15 protein-coding genes are annotated in these 20,704 nt (G+C 57.3%); 9 read left to right on the top strand and 6 right to left on the bottom strand.

Annotation, left to right across the window (positions count from 1 at the left end):
• Together idnD and C1Y43_RS11160 are read right to left on the bottom strand one after the other, a co-directional pair.
• The gene (idnD, locus tag C1Y43_RS11165) at positions 1-1,032 is read right to left on the bottom strand and encodes an L-idonate 5-dehydrogenase (RefSeq protein WP_104188231.1); all 1,032 of its coding nucleotides are present in this window, start codon (positions 1,030-1,032) and stop codon (positions 1-3) included.
• 169 nt (positions 1,033-1,201) lie between these two features.
• A complete protein-coding gene (locus C1Y43_RS11160; RefSeq protein WP_058759838.1) occupies positions 1,202-1,903 on the bottom strand; it encodes a response regulator transcription factor in 702 nt (233 codons plus the stop codon).
• Between the two features lie 299 nt (positions 1,904-2,202).
• Here C1Y43_RS11160 and C1Y43_RS23815 point away from each other — a divergent pair, with 299 nt between their 5' ends.
• The 4 genes from C1Y43_RS23815 (at position 2,203) to C1Y43_RS11140 (ending at position 9,129) form a co-directional block, all read left to right on the top strand.
• On the top strand, positions 2,203-2,376 hold the full coding sequence (locus C1Y43_RS23815; RefSeq protein ID WP_158252665.1) for a hypothetical protein: 174 nt from the start codon (positions 2,203-2,205) through the stop codon (positions 2,374-2,376).
• A 27-nt stretch (positions 2,377-2,403) separates the two neighbouring features.
• Complete coding sequence (locus tag C1Y43_RS11150; protein ID WP_104188227.1) at positions 2,404-6,081, top strand: ATP-binding protein; 3,678 nt, start codon at positions 2,404-2,406, stop codon at positions 6,079-6,081.
• 99 nt (positions 6,082-6,180) lie between these two features.
• Complete coding sequence (locus tag C1Y43_RS11145; RefSeq protein WP_021509694.1) at positions 6,181-6,804, top strand: response regulator transcription factor; 624 nt, start codon at positions 6,181-6,183, stop codon at positions 6,802-6,804.
• A 318-nt stretch (positions 6,805-7,122) separates the two neighbouring features.
• Positions 7,123-9,129 (top strand): NADPH-dependent 2,4-dienoyl-CoA reductase, encoded by a 2,007-nt coding sequence (locus C1Y43_RS11140; protein WP_104188226.1) that lies wholly within the window; start codon positions 7,123-7,125, stop codon positions 9,127-9,129.
• Here the strand turns inward: C1Y43_RS11140 and rlmG are convergent, their stop codons facing one another.
• On the bottom strand, positions 9,130-10,248 hold the full coding sequence (gene rlmG / locus C1Y43_RS11135) for a 23S rRNA (guanine(1835)-N(2))-methyltransferase RlmG (RefSeq protein ID WP_058771320.1): 1,119 nt from the start codon (positions 10,246-10,248) through the stop codon (positions 9,130-9,132).
• Positions 10,249-10,329: 81 nt separating this feature from the next.
• On the opposite strand from rlmG, the gene C1Y43_RS11130 reads away from it, so the two are divergent.
• A complete protein-coding gene (locus C1Y43_RS11130; protein ID WP_021509697.1) occupies positions 10,330-10,830 on the top strand; it encodes a M48 family metallopeptidase in 501 nt (166 codons plus the stop codon).
• On the opposite strand, the gene C1Y43_RS11125 is transcribed toward C1Y43_RS11130, so the two are convergent.
• On the bottom strand, positions 10,827-12,515 hold the full coding sequence (locus C1Y43_RS11125) for a chloride channel protein (RefSeq protein WP_058771350.1): 1,689 nt from the start codon (positions 12,513-12,515) through the stop codon (positions 10,827-10,829). The genes C1Y43_RS11130 and C1Y43_RS11125 overlap by 4 nt on opposite strands.
• Positions 12,516-12,652: 137 nt before the next feature.
• Here C1Y43_RS11125 and C1Y43_RS11120 point away from each other — a divergent pair, with 137 nt between their 5' ends.
• From C1Y43_RS11120 to sstT, 3 genes are all read left to right on the top strand, one after another.
• Positions 12,653-13,639 (top strand): Gfo/Idh/MocA family protein, encoded by a 987-nt coding sequence (locus C1Y43_RS11120; RefSeq protein WP_104188224.1) that lies wholly within the window; start codon positions 12,653-12,655, stop codon positions 13,637-13,639.
• A gap of 255 nt (positions 13,640-13,894) precedes the next feature.
• Complete coding sequence (locus tag C1Y43_RS11115) at positions 13,895-14,866, top strand: TerC family protein (protein ID WP_104188223.1); 972 nt, start codon at positions 13,895-13,897, stop codon at positions 14,864-14,866.
• A 227-nt stretch (positions 14,867-15,093) separates the two neighbouring features.
• The gene (gene sstT, locus C1Y43_RS11110) at positions 15,094-16,329 is read left to right on the top strand and encodes a serine/threonine transporter SstT (RefSeq protein WP_104188221.1); all 1,236 of its coding nucleotides are present in this window, start codon (positions 15,094-15,096) and stop codon (positions 16,327-16,329) included.
• A gap of 46 nt (positions 16,330-16,375) precedes the next feature.
• On the opposite strand, the gene C1Y43_RS11105 is transcribed toward sstT, so the two are convergent.
• Positions 16,376-17,866: a UxaA family hydrolase gene (locus C1Y43_RS11105; RefSeq protein ID WP_104188219.1), complete on the bottom strand. Its 1,491-nt coding sequence runs from the start codon at positions 17,864-17,866 to the stop codon at positions 16,376-16,378.
• A gap of 4 nt (positions 17,867-17,870) precedes the next feature.
• Entirely contained in the window at positions 17,871-19,319 is a 1,449-nt protein-coding gene (locus tag C1Y43_RS11100; protein ID WP_104188217.1) for a tagaturonate reductase, read from the bottom strand.
• Positions 19,320-19,617: 298 nt separating this feature from the next.
• Here C1Y43_RS11100 and exuR point away from each other — a divergent pair, with 298 nt between their 5' ends.
• Positions 19,618-20,370 carry a transcriptional regulator ExuR gene (gene exuR / locus C1Y43_RS11095; protein ID WP_104188215.1) on the top strand — a complete coding sequence of 251 codons (753 nt, stop codon included), beginning with the start codon at positions 19,618-19,620 and terminating at the stop codon, positions 20,368-20,370.
• The last annotated feature ends 334 nt before the right edge of the window (positions 20,371-20,704 follow it).

The raw sequence follows: 20,704 nt of genomic DNA, 5'->3' as shown, positions 1-20,704 counted from the left end.
TTAAAACGTTAACTGGACTTTCGCCGCCCGGGTTTTATCACCGGCAAACTGCAGCGCCGCGTCGATATCCTGTAAGTCATACTCCCCGCTGAACAGCGGCAGCGGATTGACCACGCCGCGTGCCAGCCAGTCAACCGCCGTGTTGAATTCGTGGGTGAAACGGAAAGAACCGACCAGATTGATCTCTTTGGCGATCAGCGTCATCAGCGGGAAATCCGGAATCGTGCCGCCCATGCCAACCTGTACCAGCGTGCCTTTGGCGCATACCACGTCGAGACAGCGCTGCAGCGAAGACGGATGGCCGGAAGCCTCGAAAGCGACATCGAAGAAGCCTTTATCTGCAAGGTAAGGCGTGAAATCACCGTCAGCAGCGTGGATCACGCCGGTCGCGCCCATCTGCTGCGCCAGGCTGAGCGAGCGTTCGCTGATATCGCTGCAAATAATCTCCGCGGCTCCGCGGGCTTTGGCAGCGGCGGCAATCAGACAGCCAATCGGCCCGACGCCGGAAATGAACACGGTTTTGCCGCTCAGATCGCCCGCCTGCTGCGTGGCGTGGATGCACACGGCCAGTGGTTCAGCAAACACCATTACGCTGTCATCGGCCTCCTGCGGAAACGGCACGCACTGCGCGCTATCGACCACTTTGTATTGCGTGAAGCCGCCATCCACGTGCGGCAGATACATGGCGCTGCCGAAAAAGCGCATTGAGGTGCACTGATTTTGCTGCTCGCGCAGACAGTATTTACAGCTGCCGCACGGCTTTGAGGGATTGACCGCCACTTTTTGATTGGGCTGGAGCTGCGGATCGTCGCTCTCCACCACGTAGCCGATCACTTCATGGCCGAGGATCATCGGCATCTTCACTTCGAAGCTGCCGACTTTACCTTCCTGATAGTAGTGCAGATCGGACCCGCAGATGCCGCCGCGCGTGATGCGCACCAGCGTGCCGGTGCCGTCCCACTGCACCTGCTGCTGTGCGACGCTGACCTGTTTTTTGCCGGTAATGACGCAGGATTTCGTTTCAATGTTCATCGTAGCCCCTTCAGTGCTGTAGCAATGGGGGCTATCACAGCGGGATACGGCCGGCGAAACTGTGACGAACATCACTCAAAGCGATGTTACAAAACGGCTGTTACCGGGAACGTGATGCAGAGAGGCGGAAAAGCAGACGGCGGCCATCCCTGACCGCCTTAAAGAAAGATTAGCTGCCCGACATCAGGTCGTGGCTGTATTTGAACAATTCCGAATCCGAGCGCAGGCCGAGCTTTTTCAGCGCCGACTGCTTTTGTCCGCTCACGGTTTTACGGCTGCGCTTAAACTTCACGGCGATTTGCGACACGCTGAGCCCATCGAGAAAACAGCGCACCACTTCTACTTCGCGCGGGCTGAGGGTTTTGACCTTCTCATACATATTGCCTTTGCTGGAGAGATCGAGGTTTTCGTTGATGGCGTCTTCATTCATCACGTAGAGGTTTTCCACCTCGTACGCCACTTCCTGCGACAAAAATAGCCGCCCCTGCGCCACCTGACGAATCGCCTGGACGATCTCCTGCATATTGTGGCTTTTTCCAATAAAGCCCTTAACGCCGGCGCTCAGCACCATTTTGACAATCGCCGGACTCTCCATGGACGATGAGATCAAAATCTTTTGCTGCGGATAGTGATTTCGCAGCTGTTTCACCAGGGCCAGGCCATCCAGTTCCCGCTCGCCCAGCAAAAAGTCCAGCACCAGCACATCCACCGTAGTGCTGCGCAGCTGACTAAACAATTCATTACTTGAAGACCAGGTCCCGACCAGATGAATATCGGGTTCGTGTTTCAGGCATAACTCGAAAACGGTACGAACCATCGGGTGATCATCAAGGACAGCGACACGCACCTGTTTATTATGTGCATATACCATTCTTTTATTCCTTTATTACAGTCTCAATTTTGTCCAGTACTGATAACCACACCAGTGAAAATGACCTGAAAGTATGCGCTGACCGCTGCCGGGAAAATCGCTTGCAACGGTTTAAACCAAACGTCACCAGGTTAACAAAAATTAGAATTTTGCTTACGCGTTTAACTTATTACCGCTAATTAAAAGGTAGTTTTACCAGATGAATGGACAGCAGCGGTTAGCGGCCCCGGAAAAACTGCGAAAATTCTGACGTAACTCTGCGAATGGACCACATAAGAATTGTCTTGAAAGGTCATTTTATGGATAAACCGTTGAAATATTTGAAATCAAAGCAAAAGCAATATCTAAAAAAAACCACGGATGTTAATAATAAGTTAAACATTCGAGAATGGTCGCAAAATATCCTTAATGCGGCATTAGATCAGGCAGGCGGGAAAAATCTCTTTATACTCCTTTTCCCTTATCGGCATTAATGACTTTATTTTCTTCAGGAACGCACGGTGTTTAATCCTGTTAATTTCATCCGTCTGACGGGCGTGGTCCTGTTTATTTTTTTTGCCGGCGCGCTGCAGGCGCAGGTCAAACCATTGCAGCTTTTAGCGCGTTACGATACCGCACAGCCCGCGCTGCAGCTGGCTGAGCCCATCTCTTCTGCCTTTCGAAATAAAGTGATTAAAGTCGCAGTGGCCGGTAAATCACAGCCACCGATATATATGGATACCGATACGCGCCGCTTCGAAGGCCTGAGCGCCGACTACCTGTCGCTGATTCAAAGCATGCTGGAGACCAGCATTGAGCTTTATCACTTCCCCAGTCATAGCGCCGCGCAGCAGGCGGTGCTGAAAGGCGAAATGCATATGCTGGCGATTTACGTCGCCCAGCCATCGTCACAGTCGCAGCCGCTGCTGGCCAGCGCTCCGTGGATGCTGGATTACAGCGTGATGGGACTGAAGACCGACAGCGACCTTTTTCTCAATAACGGCATGCCCGAGCAAATTGCCTGGTCAGGCACGCCGCTGCAGCGCCAGTACCTGGAAGAGACATACGAAAACGCGCAGCTGGTGCGTTTCCCGGGCTATTATGATGCCGTCGCCGCCACCGTTTATGGTCAGACGGCGCGCGTCTGGGGAAATGCGGCGACGCTGACGCACCTCAATCGCTATCTGTTTGCCAACGCGCTCACAATTCTCGCCGACGAGCATACGATTCCGCTCAACGTCGGTTTCGGCATCAGTCCGCTATATCCTGCGCTGGCCGACGCCATCAACCAGGCGCTGCCGCAGATTCCGCTGTCTATCCGCATGCAGATTGCCAAACGCTGGCAGCTCGATCCCCATCATGTACTGCAACGCAATCCGCTGGCGCTGACCGCCGACGAAGAGCAGTGGCTGCAAAACAACATTCACATTGAGACCACCTTGCCGCTGGCGCAGGCACCGCTCAGCAGCCGGACGCCGGCAGAACAGTTTCGCGGCATGGCGCCGGACGTGCTGGAGCTGATCACCAGCCAGACCGGCCTGAATTTTGTGGCGCACGCCAGTCATGAACACCCCGGCGGACGTCCTTTGCCAAAGCTGTTTCCGCTGGAAATTCTGGAGCCACAGTTCGAAGCACAACCGGCTCTGATTACGCGTCCGTGGCTGGTTTCGCATTGGGTGATCATCCGCAATCAGCAGCCGGGAAACATTATGGCGCGCGACACCTTTCCGTTTGGTTCGGCGCTGATGCTAAAAAATCCGCTAATGAAAAGCTGGCTGCAGGAGCACTATCCGCACCTGTCGGTCAGCGATACCGATCGTCCGCTGGATGCGCTGCGCCAGCTGCTGGCGCGCAAGGTCGATGCGGTGATCGTGCCGAAAATTTTTGCCGACTATCATCTGCGCAACCATTTTGGCAGCGGGCTGATCGTCGAGGGTACGCTGGGCGCCGATCCCGCACGCTTTGTGATGCGCGTAGAGCCAGGCAATGAGACGCTGATCAGCATTCTCGATAAAGCGTTGCTGGCCATCCCGCCGGAAACGCTGTTTAAGCTGATGGCGCAGTGGCGTCAGGCGGAACCGCCGTTTCTCAGTAGCTCGTGGCAGAACTATAAGCAAACGATTCTGCTGATCGTTTCGGTATCGCTGGGATTGATTCTGTTGATCCTGCTGTGGAACCACCATCTGCGCAAAGTGATTCAGCAGCGTATGCAGGCAGAGAATGCGCTAAAAAATCAGCTCAATTTTACCCACACGCTGTTTAATGACTCGCCGGTGGCAATGTATATCCGCGATAAGCAAACGCGGCTGGTGGACTGTAACAATGCCTATCTGCGCTTTTTGCACATCAAACGCGAAGAGGTAATCGGCAAACGACTGTCGGACGTGTTCAACACCAATAACGCCAGCATTCATACTATTGAAGATGGTTACCAGCAGACGCTGCAGGATGGTGAAGCGGTAATGCGCGACGTCCAGCTGATGTTTGGCCAGCAGGCCTTCCATCTGTACCACTGGACGCTGCCGTTTCGCGATCGGCTGGGGGAAGTTGCCGGGGTGATCGGCGGCTGGGTCGATGTCACCGAACGTAACGCGCTGCTGCAGGAGCTGCAGCTGGCCAAGGACACCGCAGACAAAGCCAACCGCTCCAAAAGTGAGTTTCTCGCCAGCATGAGCCATGAGATCCGCACGCCGCTGCACGCCATCATTGGTCTGCTGGAGCTGGAAACCCGCTCGCAGCCGTGTGAGACGCTGTCAGAGAATATTCGCGTCGCCTACAGCTCGGCGCGCGCGCTGCTGTCGCTGATCGGCGATATCCTCGATCTGTCGAAGATCGAATCAGGCCAGTATCAACCCACGCCGGAAACCGTCTATCTGCCGGATGTGATCGATCAGGCGGTGACGCTGTTTCGCAACAAAGCCGAAAGCAAAGGGATCGATCTGCGCGTAGAGATGGACATCGCGGCCTACTGGGTACAGACCGATCCGCTGATGATCAACCAGATCCTGTCTAACCTGTTGAGTAACGCCATTAAATTTACCGATCGCGGCAGCGTAACCGTGGTGCTGATGCAGGGGATTGGCCAGGAAGAGGAAGGTTGTGAGTTCGTCATAGAAGTGAGCGATGACGGCTGCGGCATGACCGAGGAGCAGCAGCAGGCGATTTTTGAGCCATTTGTCCAGGTCGGTGAACGTCAGCAGCAGCAGATTGGCACCGGTCTTGGCCTGAGCATCTGCCGCAATCTGGCAGAGCTGCTGGATGGCGAACTGATTGTGGAGAGTACGCCAGGTGAAGGATCGGTGTTCTCCTTCTACTTCCGCGCGCCGGCCGGCGAACCGCGCGATCAAACCCAACCGCATCTGACACAGCCGCTGGTCACCGACAAGCTGTCAGTGCTGGTGATTGATGATCATGCGCCCAATCGCCTGCTGCTGGGTAAACAGCTGGAGCTGGCGGGCCATCAGGTGGTGGTGAGCGAAAGCGCCGTCGAAGCGCTGAAGCTGTGGCAGCAGGATCCGCTGCGCTTTGACTTGATCATTACCGACTGTAATATGCCCGGCATGAACGGGTTTGAATTTGCCCAGGCGCTGCGCCAGCATGAACGCCACCATCATCTGCCGCCGATCACGCTATACGGCCTGACCGCCTCCGCCGAGCAGCACATCATGCAGCGCTGCCTGCAGGCTGGCATGAACGACTGTCTGTTCAAGCCGCTGAATCTGGATACGTTGCTGGCGCAAATCACCCACTGTCCGCGCCGCACGCCAAACGCTCCTGACAGCGAGGCTGCAGCCGGCGTAACCGGGCAACCTGTTGCTGATACCGCCGTCGCCGCGCTGCCGGCCCCTGTGGCGGTTCCGACTTTTGCGCCGCTGCTGATGCAGCTGGCTGAGCGCGATCCCGCCAGCTGCATCACCCTGCTGGAAAGTATTCGCACCAGCCACGATGAATTGCTGGCGGCGCTGCAGCAAACCACTGATGCTCACGCGCTGTCACAGCTTGGCCATAAGCTGAAAGGCGGTGCCAGTATTCTTAATGCCAGCGCGCTGATGGAGCTGGGGCGCAAGCTGGAGAAACACCAGCAGGAAGGACACGATGTCGCGCAGCTGATTGCCGCCATCGCGTGCGAAATTAACGCCGTCAATGAAACATTAATTATCTTTGAACAATATCGGCTGAAAAATCAGCAGGTTTTATAAAAACATAATCTTATCAAGACATTTCTCGGTTCGCCGGGATAAGCCGCCAGACATAATGTCCGCCAGCGCCATCATATCGGTGTCGTAAAAGGGAGATCTATGTTTAATGCAAAAATTCTCATCGTTGATGAGCATCGCCTTGTTGCGGCTGGGGTGCAGGCTTTATTATTAATGAATGGCTTTAATTGTGTCACTACAGCAAACACAATTAATGATGGTATTGACGATGTTATTCATCAGCACATCGACATCCTGATTTTAGATCCTGATTTCAAAGAGAAAAATGGCATCGCCTTTTTACGCGATATCGTAAAATCTAAAACCTGGATGAAAGTCATTCTGCTCAGTCAGAGCAGTAACAATCACCTGCTTATACAATCGCTTAGTCAGGGTGCTAACGGCTTCGTGTCGAAATACGATCCGATTCAGACGCTGATCGCCGCCATTGGCTGCGTATTTAACAATGTAAATTATCTGCCCGGCGATATTCTTGACCGGCGCCAGCGTTATGTTAATGAACAGGATATGCTGTCGCGCCTGACCGAGCGGGAAACGCTTATTTTACGTCAGCTGGCGCAGGGAAAATCCAATAAAATCATTGCCTGTGAATTAGGATTAAATAACAAAACTATCAGTACTTATAAAACTAAAATTTTTCAAAAGCTCGAATCAAAGAATCTGGTCGATATTATCGAACTGGCACGGCGAAACGGTGCCTGCTGAAGCCAAAATCAAGACCAGTCTTGCGGATTAATTCGACTGAGGCATGGCATCATCACCTCGTCCTCACCCGGGATTGTTATAGAGATTGAGTCATACAGGAATTTATAACCACAGAGCTAATTTATTAGCCCAATCTTCATGCCATTACAGGGCGCGCAGGTTTCTTCCCGTGCCTGGCGAAAGTGGTCCGATACTTTCGTCTGCGACTTGCCGCCCTGCTTTTTTTTGATGTTTCTCACAGGCTGAGCGCCGCAAATTTCCAGCCCGCACTTTTCCCGCTAGAGTTCACTCATCCGACCACTCACTGAGTAAGTGATCATGACTGAGCGTTATCCGCATCTGTTTGCCCCGCTGGATCTGGGCTTTACGCAACTGAAAAACCGTTTCCTGATGGGCTCAATGCACACCGGTCTGGAAGAGCATGCTGATGGCGCTCAGCGCCTCGCTGCCTTCTACGCCGAGCGCGCCCGGGAAGGCGTTGCGCTGATTGTGACCGGCGGCATCGCGCCCAATGCGCAGGGCGTGGTGGCGCAGGGCGGAGCCATGCTCACAGACGAAACCCAGTGCGGCTGGCACCGCCAGATAACCGATGCGGTACATGCACAGGGGGGCAAAATTGCGCTGCAGATCCTGCACGCCGGACGTTACAGCTATCAGCGCGATCTGGTGGCGCCCTCGGCGTTACAGGCGCCCATCAACCCGTTTACACCGCAGGCACTGAGCGCAGCGCAGATTGAACAAACCATCGCGGATTTCGCGCGCTGCGCCCGGCTGGCGCAGCAGGCCGGTTACGACGGTGTCGAAATCATGGGTTCCGAAGGCTACCTGATTAATCAGTTCCTGGTCGCCCATACCAATCAGCGCGACGACGGCTGGGGCGGTGATGTGGCGCGGCGGCAGCGCTTTGCACTGGAAGTGACGCAGGCGGTGCGCGCCGCCGTCGGCGAAGCCTTCATCATTATTTTTCGCCTGTCGATGCTCGACCTGGTGAATAACGGCAGCTCACTGCAGGAGACGCTGCAGCTTGCCACGGCGCTGGAGCAACGCGGCGTGACGCTGTTCAACAGCGGCATTGGCTGGCATGAAGCACGCATTCCCACCATTGCCACCTGCGTGCCGCGTGCCGGTTTCGCCTGGGTCACGCAGCATCTGCGCCAGCACGTCAGCGTACCGGTTATCGCTACCAACCGTATCAATCATCCTCAGGTAGCGGAGGAGATTGTGCGCGACGGTATTGCCGACATGGTGTCGATGGCGCGGCCATTTCTTGCCGATGCCGCGTTTGTCAGCAAAGCGCAGGCGGGCCAGCCCGACGCCATCAATACCTGCATCGCCTGTAATCAGGCCTGTCTCGATCAAATCTTTGCCGGCAAGGTCACTTCCTGCCTGGTCAATCCGCGCGCCTGTCATGAAACGCTGATGCCGGTCATCGCCGCCGCGCAGCCAAAACGCCTCGCGGTGGTAGGTGCCGGTCCGGCCGGTATGGCGTTCGCGCTGCAGGCGGCGCAGCGCGGCCATCACGTCACCCTGTATGAAGCCGATGCGCAGATTGGCGGCCAGTTTAATATTGCCCGCCAGATCCCCGGCAAGGCGGAGTTCAGCGAAACGCTGCGCTATTTCCGCCATCAGCTGGCAGCCGCAGGTGTTGAGCTGTGCCTGAATCATCGCGTCAGCGCCGACGAACTGGAACAGGCGGATGAAGTCATCATCGCGACCGGCATCACACCGCGCCAGCTGGCGATTCCGGGCATCGATCACCCCAGCGTGCTGAGCTATCTCGAGGTGATACGCGACAAAAAACCGGTTGGCCGGCGCGTGGCGATTATCGGTGCCGGCGGCATTGGTTTCGACACCGCGGAGTTTCTGCTGCAGCACGCCGATCGCGAGGAAGACTTCTACCAAAGCTGGGGCATCGATCGCAGCCTGCAGGCGCGCGGCGGTTTAGTGCGTCCACAGCCGGCTCCTGCCGATCGCCAGATCTGGCTGCTGCAGCGTAAATCCGGCAAGCCGGGCGCCGGGCTGGCGAAAACCACCGGCTGGATCCATCGCGCCAGCCTGCAGGCGCACGGCGTGCAGATGTGGGGCGATGTCGAGTATCTGAAGATTGATGATGACGGGCTGCACCTGCGCCATCAGGGGGAAGCGCTGACGCTGGCGGTAGATAACGTCGTGATTTGCGCCGGTCAGGAACCGCTGCGTACGCTGGCGCAGGCGCTGGCCGCACGCGGCAAAGCCGTGCGGCTGATCGGCGGTGCCGACGTCGCGCAGGAGCTGGATGCACGGCGCGCCATTGCTCAGGCCACTGAGCTGGCGCTCAGCCTGTGATTAACGCAGCTTGACCGAACGCAGCACCACAAATTTGGCGTTAGAGGCCACCAGCTCGCAGTTGCCAAACAGCTTCTTCATTTTCTGATGATAGCCAAGGTGGCGGTTGCCGACGATGCGCAGCTCGCCGCCATACTGCAGGCAGCGTTTGGCGTCACGCAGCATCTGCCACGCCAGGTGGTCGGTCACCGCGTGCTGCTGATGGAACGGCGGATTGCACAGCACCGCATGCAGCCGGTCCGACGGAAAACCGCTCAGCACGTTGTTAACCCGAAACTGGCAGCGCGCCAGATCCTGTGGCCGGTTGAGCTCAACGTTAAGCTGGCTGGAAGCCACCGCCATGTAAGATTCATCGACGAACAGCACCTCGGCCTGCGGATTCTGTTCCAGTGCCTGCAGGCCGATCACGCCGTTACCGCAGCCGAGATCGACGATTTCGCCCTCAATATCGTGCGGCAGGTGTTGCAGAAAGAAGCGCGCGCCAATATCCAGCGCCGCGCGGGCGAACACATTGGCGTGATTGTGGATATGATACGGCGTCTCGTCGAGCGGCCACACGGTGGTCGCCGGCACGTCCGCCAGCGCCGGCGCGCTGAAATGGCTGTAAATCAGACGCGCTTTTTTCCACGCCAGTGAGGTTTTGCTCTCACCGAGAATGCGTTCAAACAGCTGCAGCGTGGAATTATGGATATCTTTGGCTTTACCGGCCGCCAGAATCAGGGTATCCGGCGTGACGACCGTCCGCAGCGCGCGCAGCTGGTGCTCAAGCAGCGCCAGCGCTTTGGGCAGCTTAATCAGTACCGCCGCCGGGGCAGCCGGCAACGGCGCCAGGCTATCAAGAAAGTGTACCGACGCTTCATCCAGACCGTTGAGACGCAGATTCTGCCGGGCGGCCTGCTGGCTGAGCCACGAGTCGCTGACGTGCCAGATTTCCCGATCGTTCAGCCCGCAGGTCAGCGCGCCAAAGCTGTCATTGAATACCAGCACCGGGCCTGCCGGCAGCGCCTGCTGAAGCAAATATTCATCTGCGGCGTCCCACGCCTGTAGCGGGCTCTCTTCGCGCATCGGCGGGAAGCGCTGAAGCGTCAGCGTGCGATCGGTCAGTTCAAGTTGGCTCATGGAATCTCCGGCGTGGTACACTTTGCGCGATTTTCGCCCTGAAAAGGGGGCGCAGTATACTGTCTTTCGTCGGGAATCCCAATGTCATTAATCTATCTGCAGGGTTACCCTGAAAACATCCTCGAACAGGTGCAAGTGCTGATTGATAATCAGCGATTAGCCGCCTTTTTGCAGCAGCGCTATCCCGATACGCACGACGTCGTCAGCGACCGCGCGCTTTATGACTATACGCAGGCGCTGAAAAACCGCTATATGCGCAGCGCACCGCCGGTGAGCAAGGTCATCTGGGATAATAAAATCAAAGTGATGAAGCATGCACTTGGCCTGCATACCGCCATTTCCCGCGTACAGGGCGGTAACCTGAAAGCCAAGGCCGAAATTCGCATCTCGACCTTTTTCCGCCTCGCGCCGGAACCCTTTCTGCGCATGATCGTGGTGCACGAACTGGCGCACCTGAAAGAGAAAGATCACAGCAAAGCCTTTTATCAGCTGTGCTGCCACATGGAGCCGGACTATCACCAGCTGGAGTTCGACGCGCGCCTGTGGATGACCGAACAGGCGCTGCGCGGCAACGCGGCCTAAAGAAACTCCTGCGCTTTCTGAATCAGACTGGTTTTGGTCAATGCCCCGAGGAAGCGACGCTCCTGCGCATTATTCAGCACCGGTAAACGCTCCAGCGTCACGCGCGCAAACGCCTCCCAGCCTTCACGCATGCTCTGGTGCTGGTAAATGCAGGGGAAATTATCATCCATCACGCTGCTGACCGGCGAATCCAGCGTGATCTCCTGTGCCAGCACTTTGCGCGAAATGTCATGAATTGATACTACGCCGAGAAACTGACCGGCCTGATTAATGACGTAGACGTAGCGCTCGCGCTTGAGCGAACTCACCGCCAGCGCCTGCCCGACCGATTCCGCCGGCTGCAGCGCCGCGCCGGGGATGATCAGCTGATCAACCCGCATATTATCAAAATCATATTTCGCTTCTGAACGATTAAGGTGATGGCTTACCACCGGATAGGTACTGGCAGACTGCAGCCGGTAGACCAGCATTGACGCCAGCACCGAGGCGATCATCAGTGGGAACAGCAGGCTGCTGTTGAGCGTCATCTCCAGCACCATCAGCATCGCCATCAGCGGCGCCTGACTGACCGCTGCCAGCACCGCCGCCATGCCCACCGCCGCATACAGCAGTGTATTGCCCACCGGCAAATGCAGCAGCACGCCAGTCTGCGCCAGCGCCACGCCGAGCAGCGCACCAATCAATAATGAGGGCGTGAACAGGCCGCCTACCGCGTTGGAGCCGACCGAGAGCGTGGTCGCCAGCATTTTCAGCACCAGCAGGCCGAGCAGACCCGCCAGCAGATAGTTGCCTTCAATGATTTTCACGATCACTTCATAGCCGTTACCGAGGATATCGGTGGAGATCAGCGCCAGTAAGCCAACCGCAAAGCCGCCTGCGCCCAGCCTGAACGGCAGCGAGTGCACGCGGCTGAATAACGCTTTGCTGCGCGCAATCAGCTTGATTAACAGCCAGCCTGCCACGCCCGCAGCAAACCCAATGATTACCGTCATCAGCAGGCTGGTGAGATCCATTTGAAACAGCGTGTCGGAGAGCGGATAGAGCGCGCTGCGAAAGCCCAGTGACCACATGGTCATCACCGCCACTGCCGAGGCGACAATCAGCGGAATCAGCCGCTGTAGCGCAGAGATACCAAACGCAATTTCCGCGACAAAAATCGCCGACGCCAGCGGGGCGTGATACACCGACGACAGACCGGCGGCGGCGGCCATCGCGACGATGTCGCTGTTGCGCATATTGAGGGACGCTGGCAGCCAGCGCCCCAGCAGGCTGCCGCTCAGCGCCGACAACTGCACCATCGGCCCCTCTTTACCAATCGACGCCCCGCTGCCGATACTGGCAATCGACGACAGTGCGCGAAACAGCGAGGTTTTGGTGGGCACCGCATCCAGCCGCGCGTTAATCACTTCAAGGTAATCGGTTTTCACCGTCTCCTGCTGCTCAATCGCCACCGCGTAGCGCAGGAACCAGCCGGCCAGCAGCCCGCCTGCGCCCACCAGCAGCGGCCAGAAGATCCACGGCCAGACGTGCATCGCGACCGTGATTTCGCTGTCGCTGTGAAACAGCAGATGATTGATGAGATCGATGATGCCGCGAAACGCCAGCGTGACCAGTGAGGCCACCAGGCCCACCGGAATGGCGATCAGCAGTGTGGTCCAGTTCAGTGCGTGTTTGCTTCCGCTCACCCGGCGTCCCCGCATGTCGGTTAAAAAAGGGTTTGGCATCATCATATTGGAATGCGGATCGCAGGATCAAATTTCGCCTGCCTGCGCCGCCAGGGAACATGCTACTCTGCCGCTTTCAGAGTGCAGGAGAGCCAGCCGTGATACGTTTTGCCATTGTGGGAACCAACTGGATTACCCGCCAGTTTATCGATGCCGCGCATGAGAGCGGCAAAATGAAACTGAGCGCCGTCTATTCACGCAGCCAGCAGCAGGCCGACGCCTTTGTCGCGGATTATCCCTGTCCGCTGACCTTTACCTCACTGGAGGCGCTGGCGGCAAGTCCGGAAATCGACGCGGTGTATATCGCCAGCCCCAATGCGCTGCACTGTGAGCAGGCGCTGCTGTTCATGTCGCACGGCAAACACGTCATCTGCGAAAAACCGCTGGCCTCTAACCTGCGTGAAGCTGAGGCGATGATTGCCTGTGCGCGTCAGCATCAGGTGGTGCTGTTTGAGGCGTTCAAAACCGCCAGTCTGCCGACGTTCCTGCGCCTGCAACAGGCATTGCCGCAGCTGGGCACACTGCGCAAAGCGCTGTTCAACTACTGTCAGTACTCATCACGCTATCAGCGCTATCTCGACGGTGAGAACCCGAATACCTTTAACCCGCGCTGGTCCAACGGTTCGATCATGGATATTGGCTACTACTGTCTCGCCGCTGCCGTTACCCTGTGGGGTGCGCCGCAGCAGGTGAAAGCGGAGGCCTCGCTGCTGGCAAGCGGCGTCGATGCGCACGGCGTGGTAGTGCTGGACTACAGCGATTTCGACGTCACGCTGCTGCACTCGAAAGTCAGTGATTCCCTGATTCCCAGCGAAATCCAGGGCGAAGCCGGCTCGATAGTGATTGAGAAAATTTCCGAGTGCCAGCAGCTGCGCCTGATTCCGCGCGGCGGCGAGAGCCAGAACCTGACGCAGTCACAGCACATCAATACTATGCTGTATGAAGCAGAGACCTTCGCCCGGCTGGTGGAAACGCGCCAGGTGGAGCACCCTGCGCTGGAGGTGTCACGCATTACCGCCCGGTTGCTGACAGAGATTCGTCGCCAGACCGGCGTGGTGTTTCCGGCGGATCGGAAAGAAGTGTAAATATTGCAAAATATTACAGCTCCCCCATTGAATCTGCTCGCGGTTGCACGTATGTTGGCCGCAGCAAAGGGGAGTAACTTGTAAGCTGACCGATCGTCATTACGATGCGTAGCGCATCCGGTCGTCAGGCAACCCGGAATTGATTCTGTGTTGTAAGTGAGACCTTGCCGGAAGGCGAGGTTTGCTTGCAGCTCTATAAAGCGGCTGACGTCTTCTGACTCAGCCGTTTTTTCATTTTCAGGACAGGATACGACTATGCACTCTGTAGGCACACCGTTACTCTGGGGCAGCTTCGCTGTCGTCGTGCTCATCATGCTGGCGATCGATCTCTTCTTACAGGGACGACGCGGCGCACAAACCATGTCATTCAAACAGGCCGCCGTCTGGTCGCTGGTGTGGATCTCCGTTTCTTTGCTGTTTGCCGCCGCGTTCTGGTGGTATCTCGACGGCAGCGCCGGGCGCGAAGTCGCGACGGCACAAACCCTGGCGTTCCTCACCGGTTACGTGCTGGAAAAAGCGCTGGCGGTCGATAACGTCTTCGTCTGGCTGATGCTGTTCAGCTACTTCGCCATTCCGTCTAATCTTCAGCGCCGCGTGCTGATTTACGGCGTGCTGGGCGCGATTGTGCTGCGTACCATCATGATCTTTGCCGGCAGCTGGCTGGTCACACAGTTCAGCTGGATCCTCTACATCTTCGGCGCTTTCCTGCTGTTTACCGGCATCAAAATGGCCTTCGCGAAAGAGGACGATGATGCTGCTGTCGGCGATAAGCCGGTGGTGCGCTGGCTGCGTAAGCATCTGCGCATGACCGATGAACTGCACGGCGAAAAGTTCTTCACCCGCAAAAACGGCGTGCTGTTTGCCACACCGCTGCTGCTGGTGCTGATTATGGTGGAGCTGAGCGATGTTATTTTCGCTGTCGACAGTATTCCGGCTATTTTTGCCGTCACTACCGACCCGTTCATCGTGCTGACCTCTAACCTGTTCGCCATCCTTGGCCTGCGCGCTATGTACTTCCTGCTGGCCAACGTGGCAGAGCGCTTCTCGATGCTGAAGTACGGTCTGGCGATCGTGCTGGTGTTTATCGGTATCAAGATGCTGATTGTCGAGTTCTATCACATTCCGGTGGCGATCTCGCTGACGGTGGTCGGCGTGATTCTCGGCGGTACGCTGCTGATTAACGCCTGGGTAAACCACAGAAACGACCAGAAAGGCATCTCACAATAATCTTCTGCAGGGGCGCTAATCGCCCCTGCTTTGTTTCGCCAGCGCCAACCTTCGCGTTTCATATCTCTGTCACACTTCCCGTCATCAGCAGATCAAAAAACCGATCTGGCGCGCACCGACAGAATTATCTCTTTTCTCGCCAGGACTTTTCCTTATACTCCGCCGGGCAAACCGTTTGGCGCGGAGCAACCGCGCACAACACTCATACCGTAATAAAAGACCGTAATATGCTAAATAATCTTCTTCGACCGCTGGGCATCCTGTTCTCAGGCAGTCTGGTAAAACAAATCATGATCGGCCTGGTTGCCGGCGTGGCGCTGGCGTGGCTTTCACGCGATGCCGCGTTAGCCGTCGGTCTGCTGGGCGAACTGTTCGTGCGCGCGCTGAAAGCCGTGGCACCGCTGCTGGTGCTGGTGCTGGTGATCTCTTCGATTGCCAACCATCAGCAGGGGCAAAAAACCAGAATTCGCCCGATCATTATGCTGTATCTGCTCAGTACCTTCTTCGCGGCGGTGGTCGCGGTAATTTTCAGCCATCTGTTCCCGCAGACGTTATCGATGAATGTCGGTACGACCGAAATCACCCCGCCGTCCGGCATCACCGAAGTGCTGCACGGCCTGCTGATGAGCATGGTCGCCAATCCGATTGAAGCGCTGATGAACGCCAACTACATTGGCATTCTGGTGTGGGCGATTGGTCTTGGCCTGGCGTTTCGCCATGCCAGCCCGAGCAGCAAAGCCTTCCTGAATGACGCGTCGAATGCCGCGACCTGGGTGGTGCGCTGTGTGATTCGCTGCGCGCCGCTGGGCATTTTTGGCCTGGTGGCATCGATTCTGGCCTCAACCGGCTTCGGCGCGCTGTGGCAATATGCCCACCTGCTGACGCTGCTGATTGGCTGCATGCTGATTATGGCGCTGGTGGTCAACCCGATGCTGGTGTTTCAGAAAATCCGCCGCAATCCTTATCCGCTGGTGTTTACCTGCCTGCGCGAAAGCGGCGTAACGGCGTTCTTTACCCGCAGCTCGGCCGCGAATATTCCGGTCAACATGGCGCTGGCGAAACGCCTGAATCTGGATGAAGACACCTATTCGGTATCGATTCCGCTCGGTGCCACCATCAGCATGGCGGGCGCGTCAATCACCATTACCGTACTGACGCTGGCTGCGGTGCACACGCTGGGCATTGCCGTGGACGTACCCACCGCTATTCTGCTGAGCCTTGTCGCCTCGCTGTGTGCCTGCGGTGCGTCCGGCGTGGCGGGCGGTTCGCTGCTGCTGATTCCGGTTGCCTGCAACATGTTTGGCATCCCTAACGATCTGGCGATGCAGGTGGTTGCGGTCGGTTTTATCATCGGCGTACTGCAGGATTCCGCCGAAACCGCACTCAACTCCTCGACCGATATTCTGTTTACCGCCGCCGTATGTCAGGCGGAAGCGGAACGTCAGCCTCGCACCGCCGGTTAACCCGCGTCGCGGCACCCACCGGTGCCGCGCTTTAACCGCTGCCGCTTTAAAGCGTCACGCCACTCTTGAAGATCGCCAGCTCGCGGAAATCATTAGCTTCATTGCGCGCCGGCTGGCCGTTCGCAATCGCCACAATAGTCTCAACAAACTCCGCCAGCAGCGCCTCCATGCTGGTGCCCTCCAGCAGCCGTCCGGCATTGAAATCAATCCAGTGCGGCTTTTTCTCCGCCAGCGGCGTGTTGGTGGCGATTTTCACGGTGGGCACGAAGCCGCCGTACGGCGTGCCGCGCCCGGTGGTAAACAGCACCATATGGCAGCCGGCTCCGGCCAGCGCGCTGGTGGCGACCGCATCGTTACCGGGCGCGCTGAGCAAATTGAGCCCCGGCGTGCGCAGCCGCTCACCGTATTTCAGCACATCCACCACCTGACTCTGCCCGGCTTTTTGCGTACAGCCCAGCGACTTCTCCTCCAGCGTGGTGATGCCGCCCGCCTTGTTGCCCGGCGATGGATTTTCATAAATCGGCTGCTGATGATCGATAAAGTAGCGCTTGAAATCGTTAATCATCGCCACCGTTTTGTCGAAAATCGCCGCATCACGACAGCGGCTCATCAGGATGCGCTCGGCACCAAACATCTCCGGCACTTCGGTCAGCACCGTGGTGCCGCCGTTGGCGATCATCTGGTCAGAGAAACAGCCGAGCAGCGGATTGGCGGTGATGCCGGAAAAGCCGTCCGAGCCACCGCATTCGAGACCAAACTTCAGCTCGCTCAGTTTGCCCGGCTGGCGGCGGTCGTGACGCATCACGTTGTACAGCGCATGCAACCGCTGCAGGCCGGCTTCCACTTCATCATCCTGCTGCTGACACTCCATAAACTGCACACGTTCGCTGTCAAAGCCGCCCAGCGTGTCGCGAAAGATATCGACCTGATTGTTTTCGCAGCCGAGTCCAATCACCAGCACCGCGCCGGCATTGGGATGACGCACCATATTTTGCAGCATGGTGCGGGTATTTTCATGATCCTGGCCCAGCTGTGAACAGCCGAAGGGATGGCTGAACAGGTGCACGCCGTCGATGCCGGCCGCGTCGTCACTCTCCCGGAGGAAGCGTGACACAATCTGCCGGGCGATGCCGTTCACGCAGCCGACGGTCGGCAAAATCCACAGCTCGTTACGAATGCCAACCTCACCCGTGGCGCGACGATAGATCTGTACCTCACGATCCGCCGCCTGCGGTGGCAGCGTGAGGTGTTCCGGCTGGTATACGTACTCGTCGACATCGCTCAGATTGGTGCGCGCATTGCTGGAGTGAATCAGCTCGCCAACGGCGATCGGCTGAGTGGCATGGGCAATCGGCAACCCATACTTAAGTACCTGCTCGCCACTGTTGAGCGGTTGTAGCGCAAACTTGTGGCCGCGCCCGATATCCTGATGCAGCGTAATCCGCTGTTCTGCGACGATAACCTGGATGCCAGCCGCCAGATCCTGCAGCGCGACGGCGACGTTGTCGCGTGAATGTATTTTGATTGCCTGTTGCATCGCGTTATCTCAGTTGGCTAAGGGCCGTCCGCATGCCGTGGACGAGAATGTTGTGCAGTTGCTGGCTGACCGCCGGGACCAGGCCGGGCCGCTGGGTTAAATCTTCGCCCCAGTGCTGCGCGTCGCTCAGTACGTCGCTCACCAGCTGCTGCGGGGTGAGTTGATCGGTGAGGACCGCCGGCCACAACCGGGCAAAACGCTGCAGCCAGTGCGCGTCATCCTGCAGCGGCCACTGCCGGTCATCCTGCTGGCCGCGATAAAACGCCAGCAGCGCGGCAAAGGCAAAGATGAGGCGCGGCGGCCAGTCGCCACACTGCTGCTGCGCCTGCAACAGCGCCGGCAGCAGGCGCGTACGGAATTTGGTCATGCCGTTGAGCGCAATCGCCAGCAGCACATGGTGAATAAACGGATTGCGAAAGCGGCGCTGCACCGCATCGGCAAAGGCGTGCAGCTCGTCACCCGGCAAATCCAGCGTCGGAATCACCTCTTCGCGCAGCAGGGCGTCGACAAAAGCGGCCAGTTGCGCATCGTTCATTGCCTCGCTCACGCTCGCCAGCCCGGCCTGAAACGCTACCGGCACCAGCGCAGTGTGCGCCCCGTTAAGGATCGCCACTTTCTGCGCCTTGTACGGCGTGATGTCATCCACCCGCCTGACGGCAGGTGCCAGCGCCGTCAGCTGCAGCTCGTGCATCAGCGCATCCGGCCCCTCAAGCACCAACTGGTAGTCGCGCTCCCCGGCCACCAGATAGCGGTCGTCATAGCCCAGTTGGGCTGCAATCTGTGCGCCATCCGGCGGATAGCCGCTGACAATACGATCCACCAGGGTGTTGTAAAAGGCGCAGTGCTGCGTCACCCACTGCGTAAAGGCCGCTGGCAGCTGCCACTGCTGGCAGTAACGCAGCACTAACGCGCGCAGCGTGTCGCCGTTATGGTCGATCAGCTCACACGGCACGATCAGCCAGCCTTTATCGGCGGCACCGGCAAAGTGCTGATAACGCGCCCACAAAAGCTGCGTCAGTTTGCCGGGAAACGACGACGCGGGTTGATCCTCCAGCCGATCCTGTTCGGCATACGCGATGCCGGCCTCGGTGGTGTTGGAGAACACAAAACGCATCTGCGGCGCGCGTGCCAGAGCCAGGAATTCATCGAACTGCTGATAAGGCTGGATTTCACGATTGAGGCTGCGGATCAGCCGGGTTTCGCTGAGCGGTTCCCCGGCGTCATTCAGCCCGCGCAGCAGCGTGGTGTAGAGGCCATCCTGCTGATTGAGCGTCTCCGTCTGCATCCGGTTGCGCGGTCGCACCACCACCACGCCGGCATCAGTGCCCTGATGTTCATTGAGCCAGTCGAGCTGCCAGTCGATAAAGGCACGTAAAAAGTTGCCTTCGCCGAACTGGATCACGCGTTCGCTATAGCGTGCGCCGGGGAAATCGCGGCGGTTGAGTCGCAACATGTCGCTTCCTTGAAGATGAAATCGGTCAGCTAATGCGCAAAAGTTATCATACCAATTTCAGCGACAGGGAGATTTGTTTGCCAACTGCGTCACATTATCCATCATTGCCATACGGCGAAAGCCGGCGTGCCTCTTATTTTCATCAACTTAAATATATGTATATTCTATAAATTAAACATCAAACCTGAGCAGGCGCGCAGGTTCTTAACTTGCCAGATGGTATAACAGCTTCAGCGCTTTGCGACATTGCAGGGTAAGTGGTATAACAACTTACCGTCTTTCACAGAACCGAAAAATCATGGACCTGAACGAATCCCGCCGCCTCTACCAGCAACTCGCCAGCGAACTCAAGCAGCGTATCGAAGCGGGCAGTTATGCCGTGGGGGCAAAGTTACCGGCAGAGCGGATGATTGCGGAGTCGCACCAGGTGAGCCGCACCGTGGTGCGGGAAGCAATCATCATGCTGGAGGTGGAAGGCTACGTCGAGGTGCGCAAAGGATCGGGCATTCATGTGATCAGCGACCAGCCGCAACCGCGCGACAGCGCCGCCGATCAGCTGGAGTTTGCCAGCTATGGCCCCTTTGAACTGCTGCAGGCGCGCCAGCTGATTGAGAGCAATGTCGCCGAATTTGCCGCCACGCAGATCCGTCCACAGGACATCGTGGCGCTGCTGGCGATTCAGGAAAAAGCCCGGCAGGAAGATCACGCGCGCGATTCGACATGGGATATGGAGTTTCACGTGCGCATTGCCCAGGCCACCCAAAACAGCGCGCTGGCCGCCATCGTAGAGAAAATGTGGCGGCACCGGCTGCATAATCCTTACTGGCTTAAGCTGCACGAGCACATTGACGCGCGCCATATCACCAGCTGGTGCGACGATCACGACCAGATTTTAAAAGCGCTGATGCGCAAAGATCCCGCCGCCAGCAAACTGGCGATGTGGCAGCATCTGGAAAATACTAAACAGATGCTGTTCGACGCCACCGCCGATGATTTCGAATTCAACGTCGACCGTTACATGTTCGCAGAAAATCCGGTGATCCTGCCCTGAAGCCGCAATGGCAGAAAACGCTGCATTTTCAGGCTAAAAAGTCAGTTAATCTGCAATAGTGTCAGCTCGTGTAAAGCTCCTTTTGACCATCTGCGTCAAAAGGTAAAACTCCTGTGCGACCGCGACTTTACACTGTCTGAATCCCGCGATTTTTGTTACAGTTATCGCCCTTTTCTTACCCTTTGCGACAGGGCTATAAAAAGTCGCTGATTTAACAATCAATTCTGGATGGATCCGGAAATCCTGCTCAGGTGGCATACCTAAAATGTATAACTTAACCCGCCTGCGCCTAAGCCCCTCACGGGCACGTTTAACAATGATGTTCAGGAATGAT

The sequence above is a fragment of the Pantoea sp. ICBG 828 genome, from assembly GCF_002928355.1.
GTDB lineage: Bacteria > Pseudomonadota > Gammaproteobacteria > Enterobacterales > Enterobacteriaceae > Pantoea > Pantoea dispersa.
This window is presented reverse-complemented; position numbering and strand designations above follow the sequence as displayed.

Bases quoted from the DNA above. Each gene is read 5' to 3' on its own strand.
- C1Y43_RS11130 (WP_021509697.1), top strand. From the start codon at position 10,330: ATGTCATTAATCTATCTGCAGGGTTACCCTGAAAACATCCTCGAACAG.
- C1Y43_RS11105 (WP_104188219.1), bottom strand. From the start codon at position 17,866: ATGCAACAGGCAATCAAAATACATTCACGCGACAACGTCGCCGTCGCG.
- rlmG (WP_058771320.1), bottom strand. From the start codon at position 10,248: ATGAGCCAACTTGAACTGACCGATCGCACGCTGACGCTTCAGCGCTTC.
- exuR (WP_104188215.1), top strand. From the start codon at position 19,618: ATGGACCTGAACGAATCCCGCCGCCTCTACCAGCAACTCGCCAGCGAA.
- C1Y43_RS11100 (WP_104188217.1), bottom strand. From the start codon at position 19,319: ATGTTGCGACTCAACCGCCGCGATTTCCCCGGCGCACGCTATAGCGAA.
- C1Y43_RS11140 (WP_104188226.1), top strand. From the start codon at position 7,123: ATGACTGAGCGTTATCCGCATCTGTTTGCCCCGCTGGATCTGGGCTTT.
- C1Y43_RS23815 (WP_158252665.1), top strand. From the start codon at position 2,203: ATGGATAAACCGTTGAAATATTTGAAATCAAAGCAAAAGCAATATCTA.
- C1Y43_RS11115 (WP_104188223.1), top strand. From the start codon at position 13,895: ATGCACTCTGTAGGCACACCGTTACTCTGGGGCAGCTTCGCTGTCGTC.
- C1Y43_RS11145 (WP_021509694.1), top strand. From the start codon at position 6,181: ATGTTTAATGCAAAAATTCTCATCGTTGATGAGCATCGCCTTGTTGCG.
- sstT (WP_104188221.1), top strand. From the start codon at position 15,094: ATGCTAAATAATCTTCTTCGACCGCTGGGCATCCTGTTCTCAGGCAGT.
- C1Y43_RS11160 (WP_058759838.1), bottom strand. From the start codon at position 1,903: ATGGTATATGCACATAATAAACAGGTGCGTGTCGCTGTCCTTGATGAT.
- idnD (WP_104188231.1), bottom strand. From the start codon at position 1,032: ATGAACATTGAAACGAAATCCTGCGTCATTACCGGCAAAAAACAGGTC.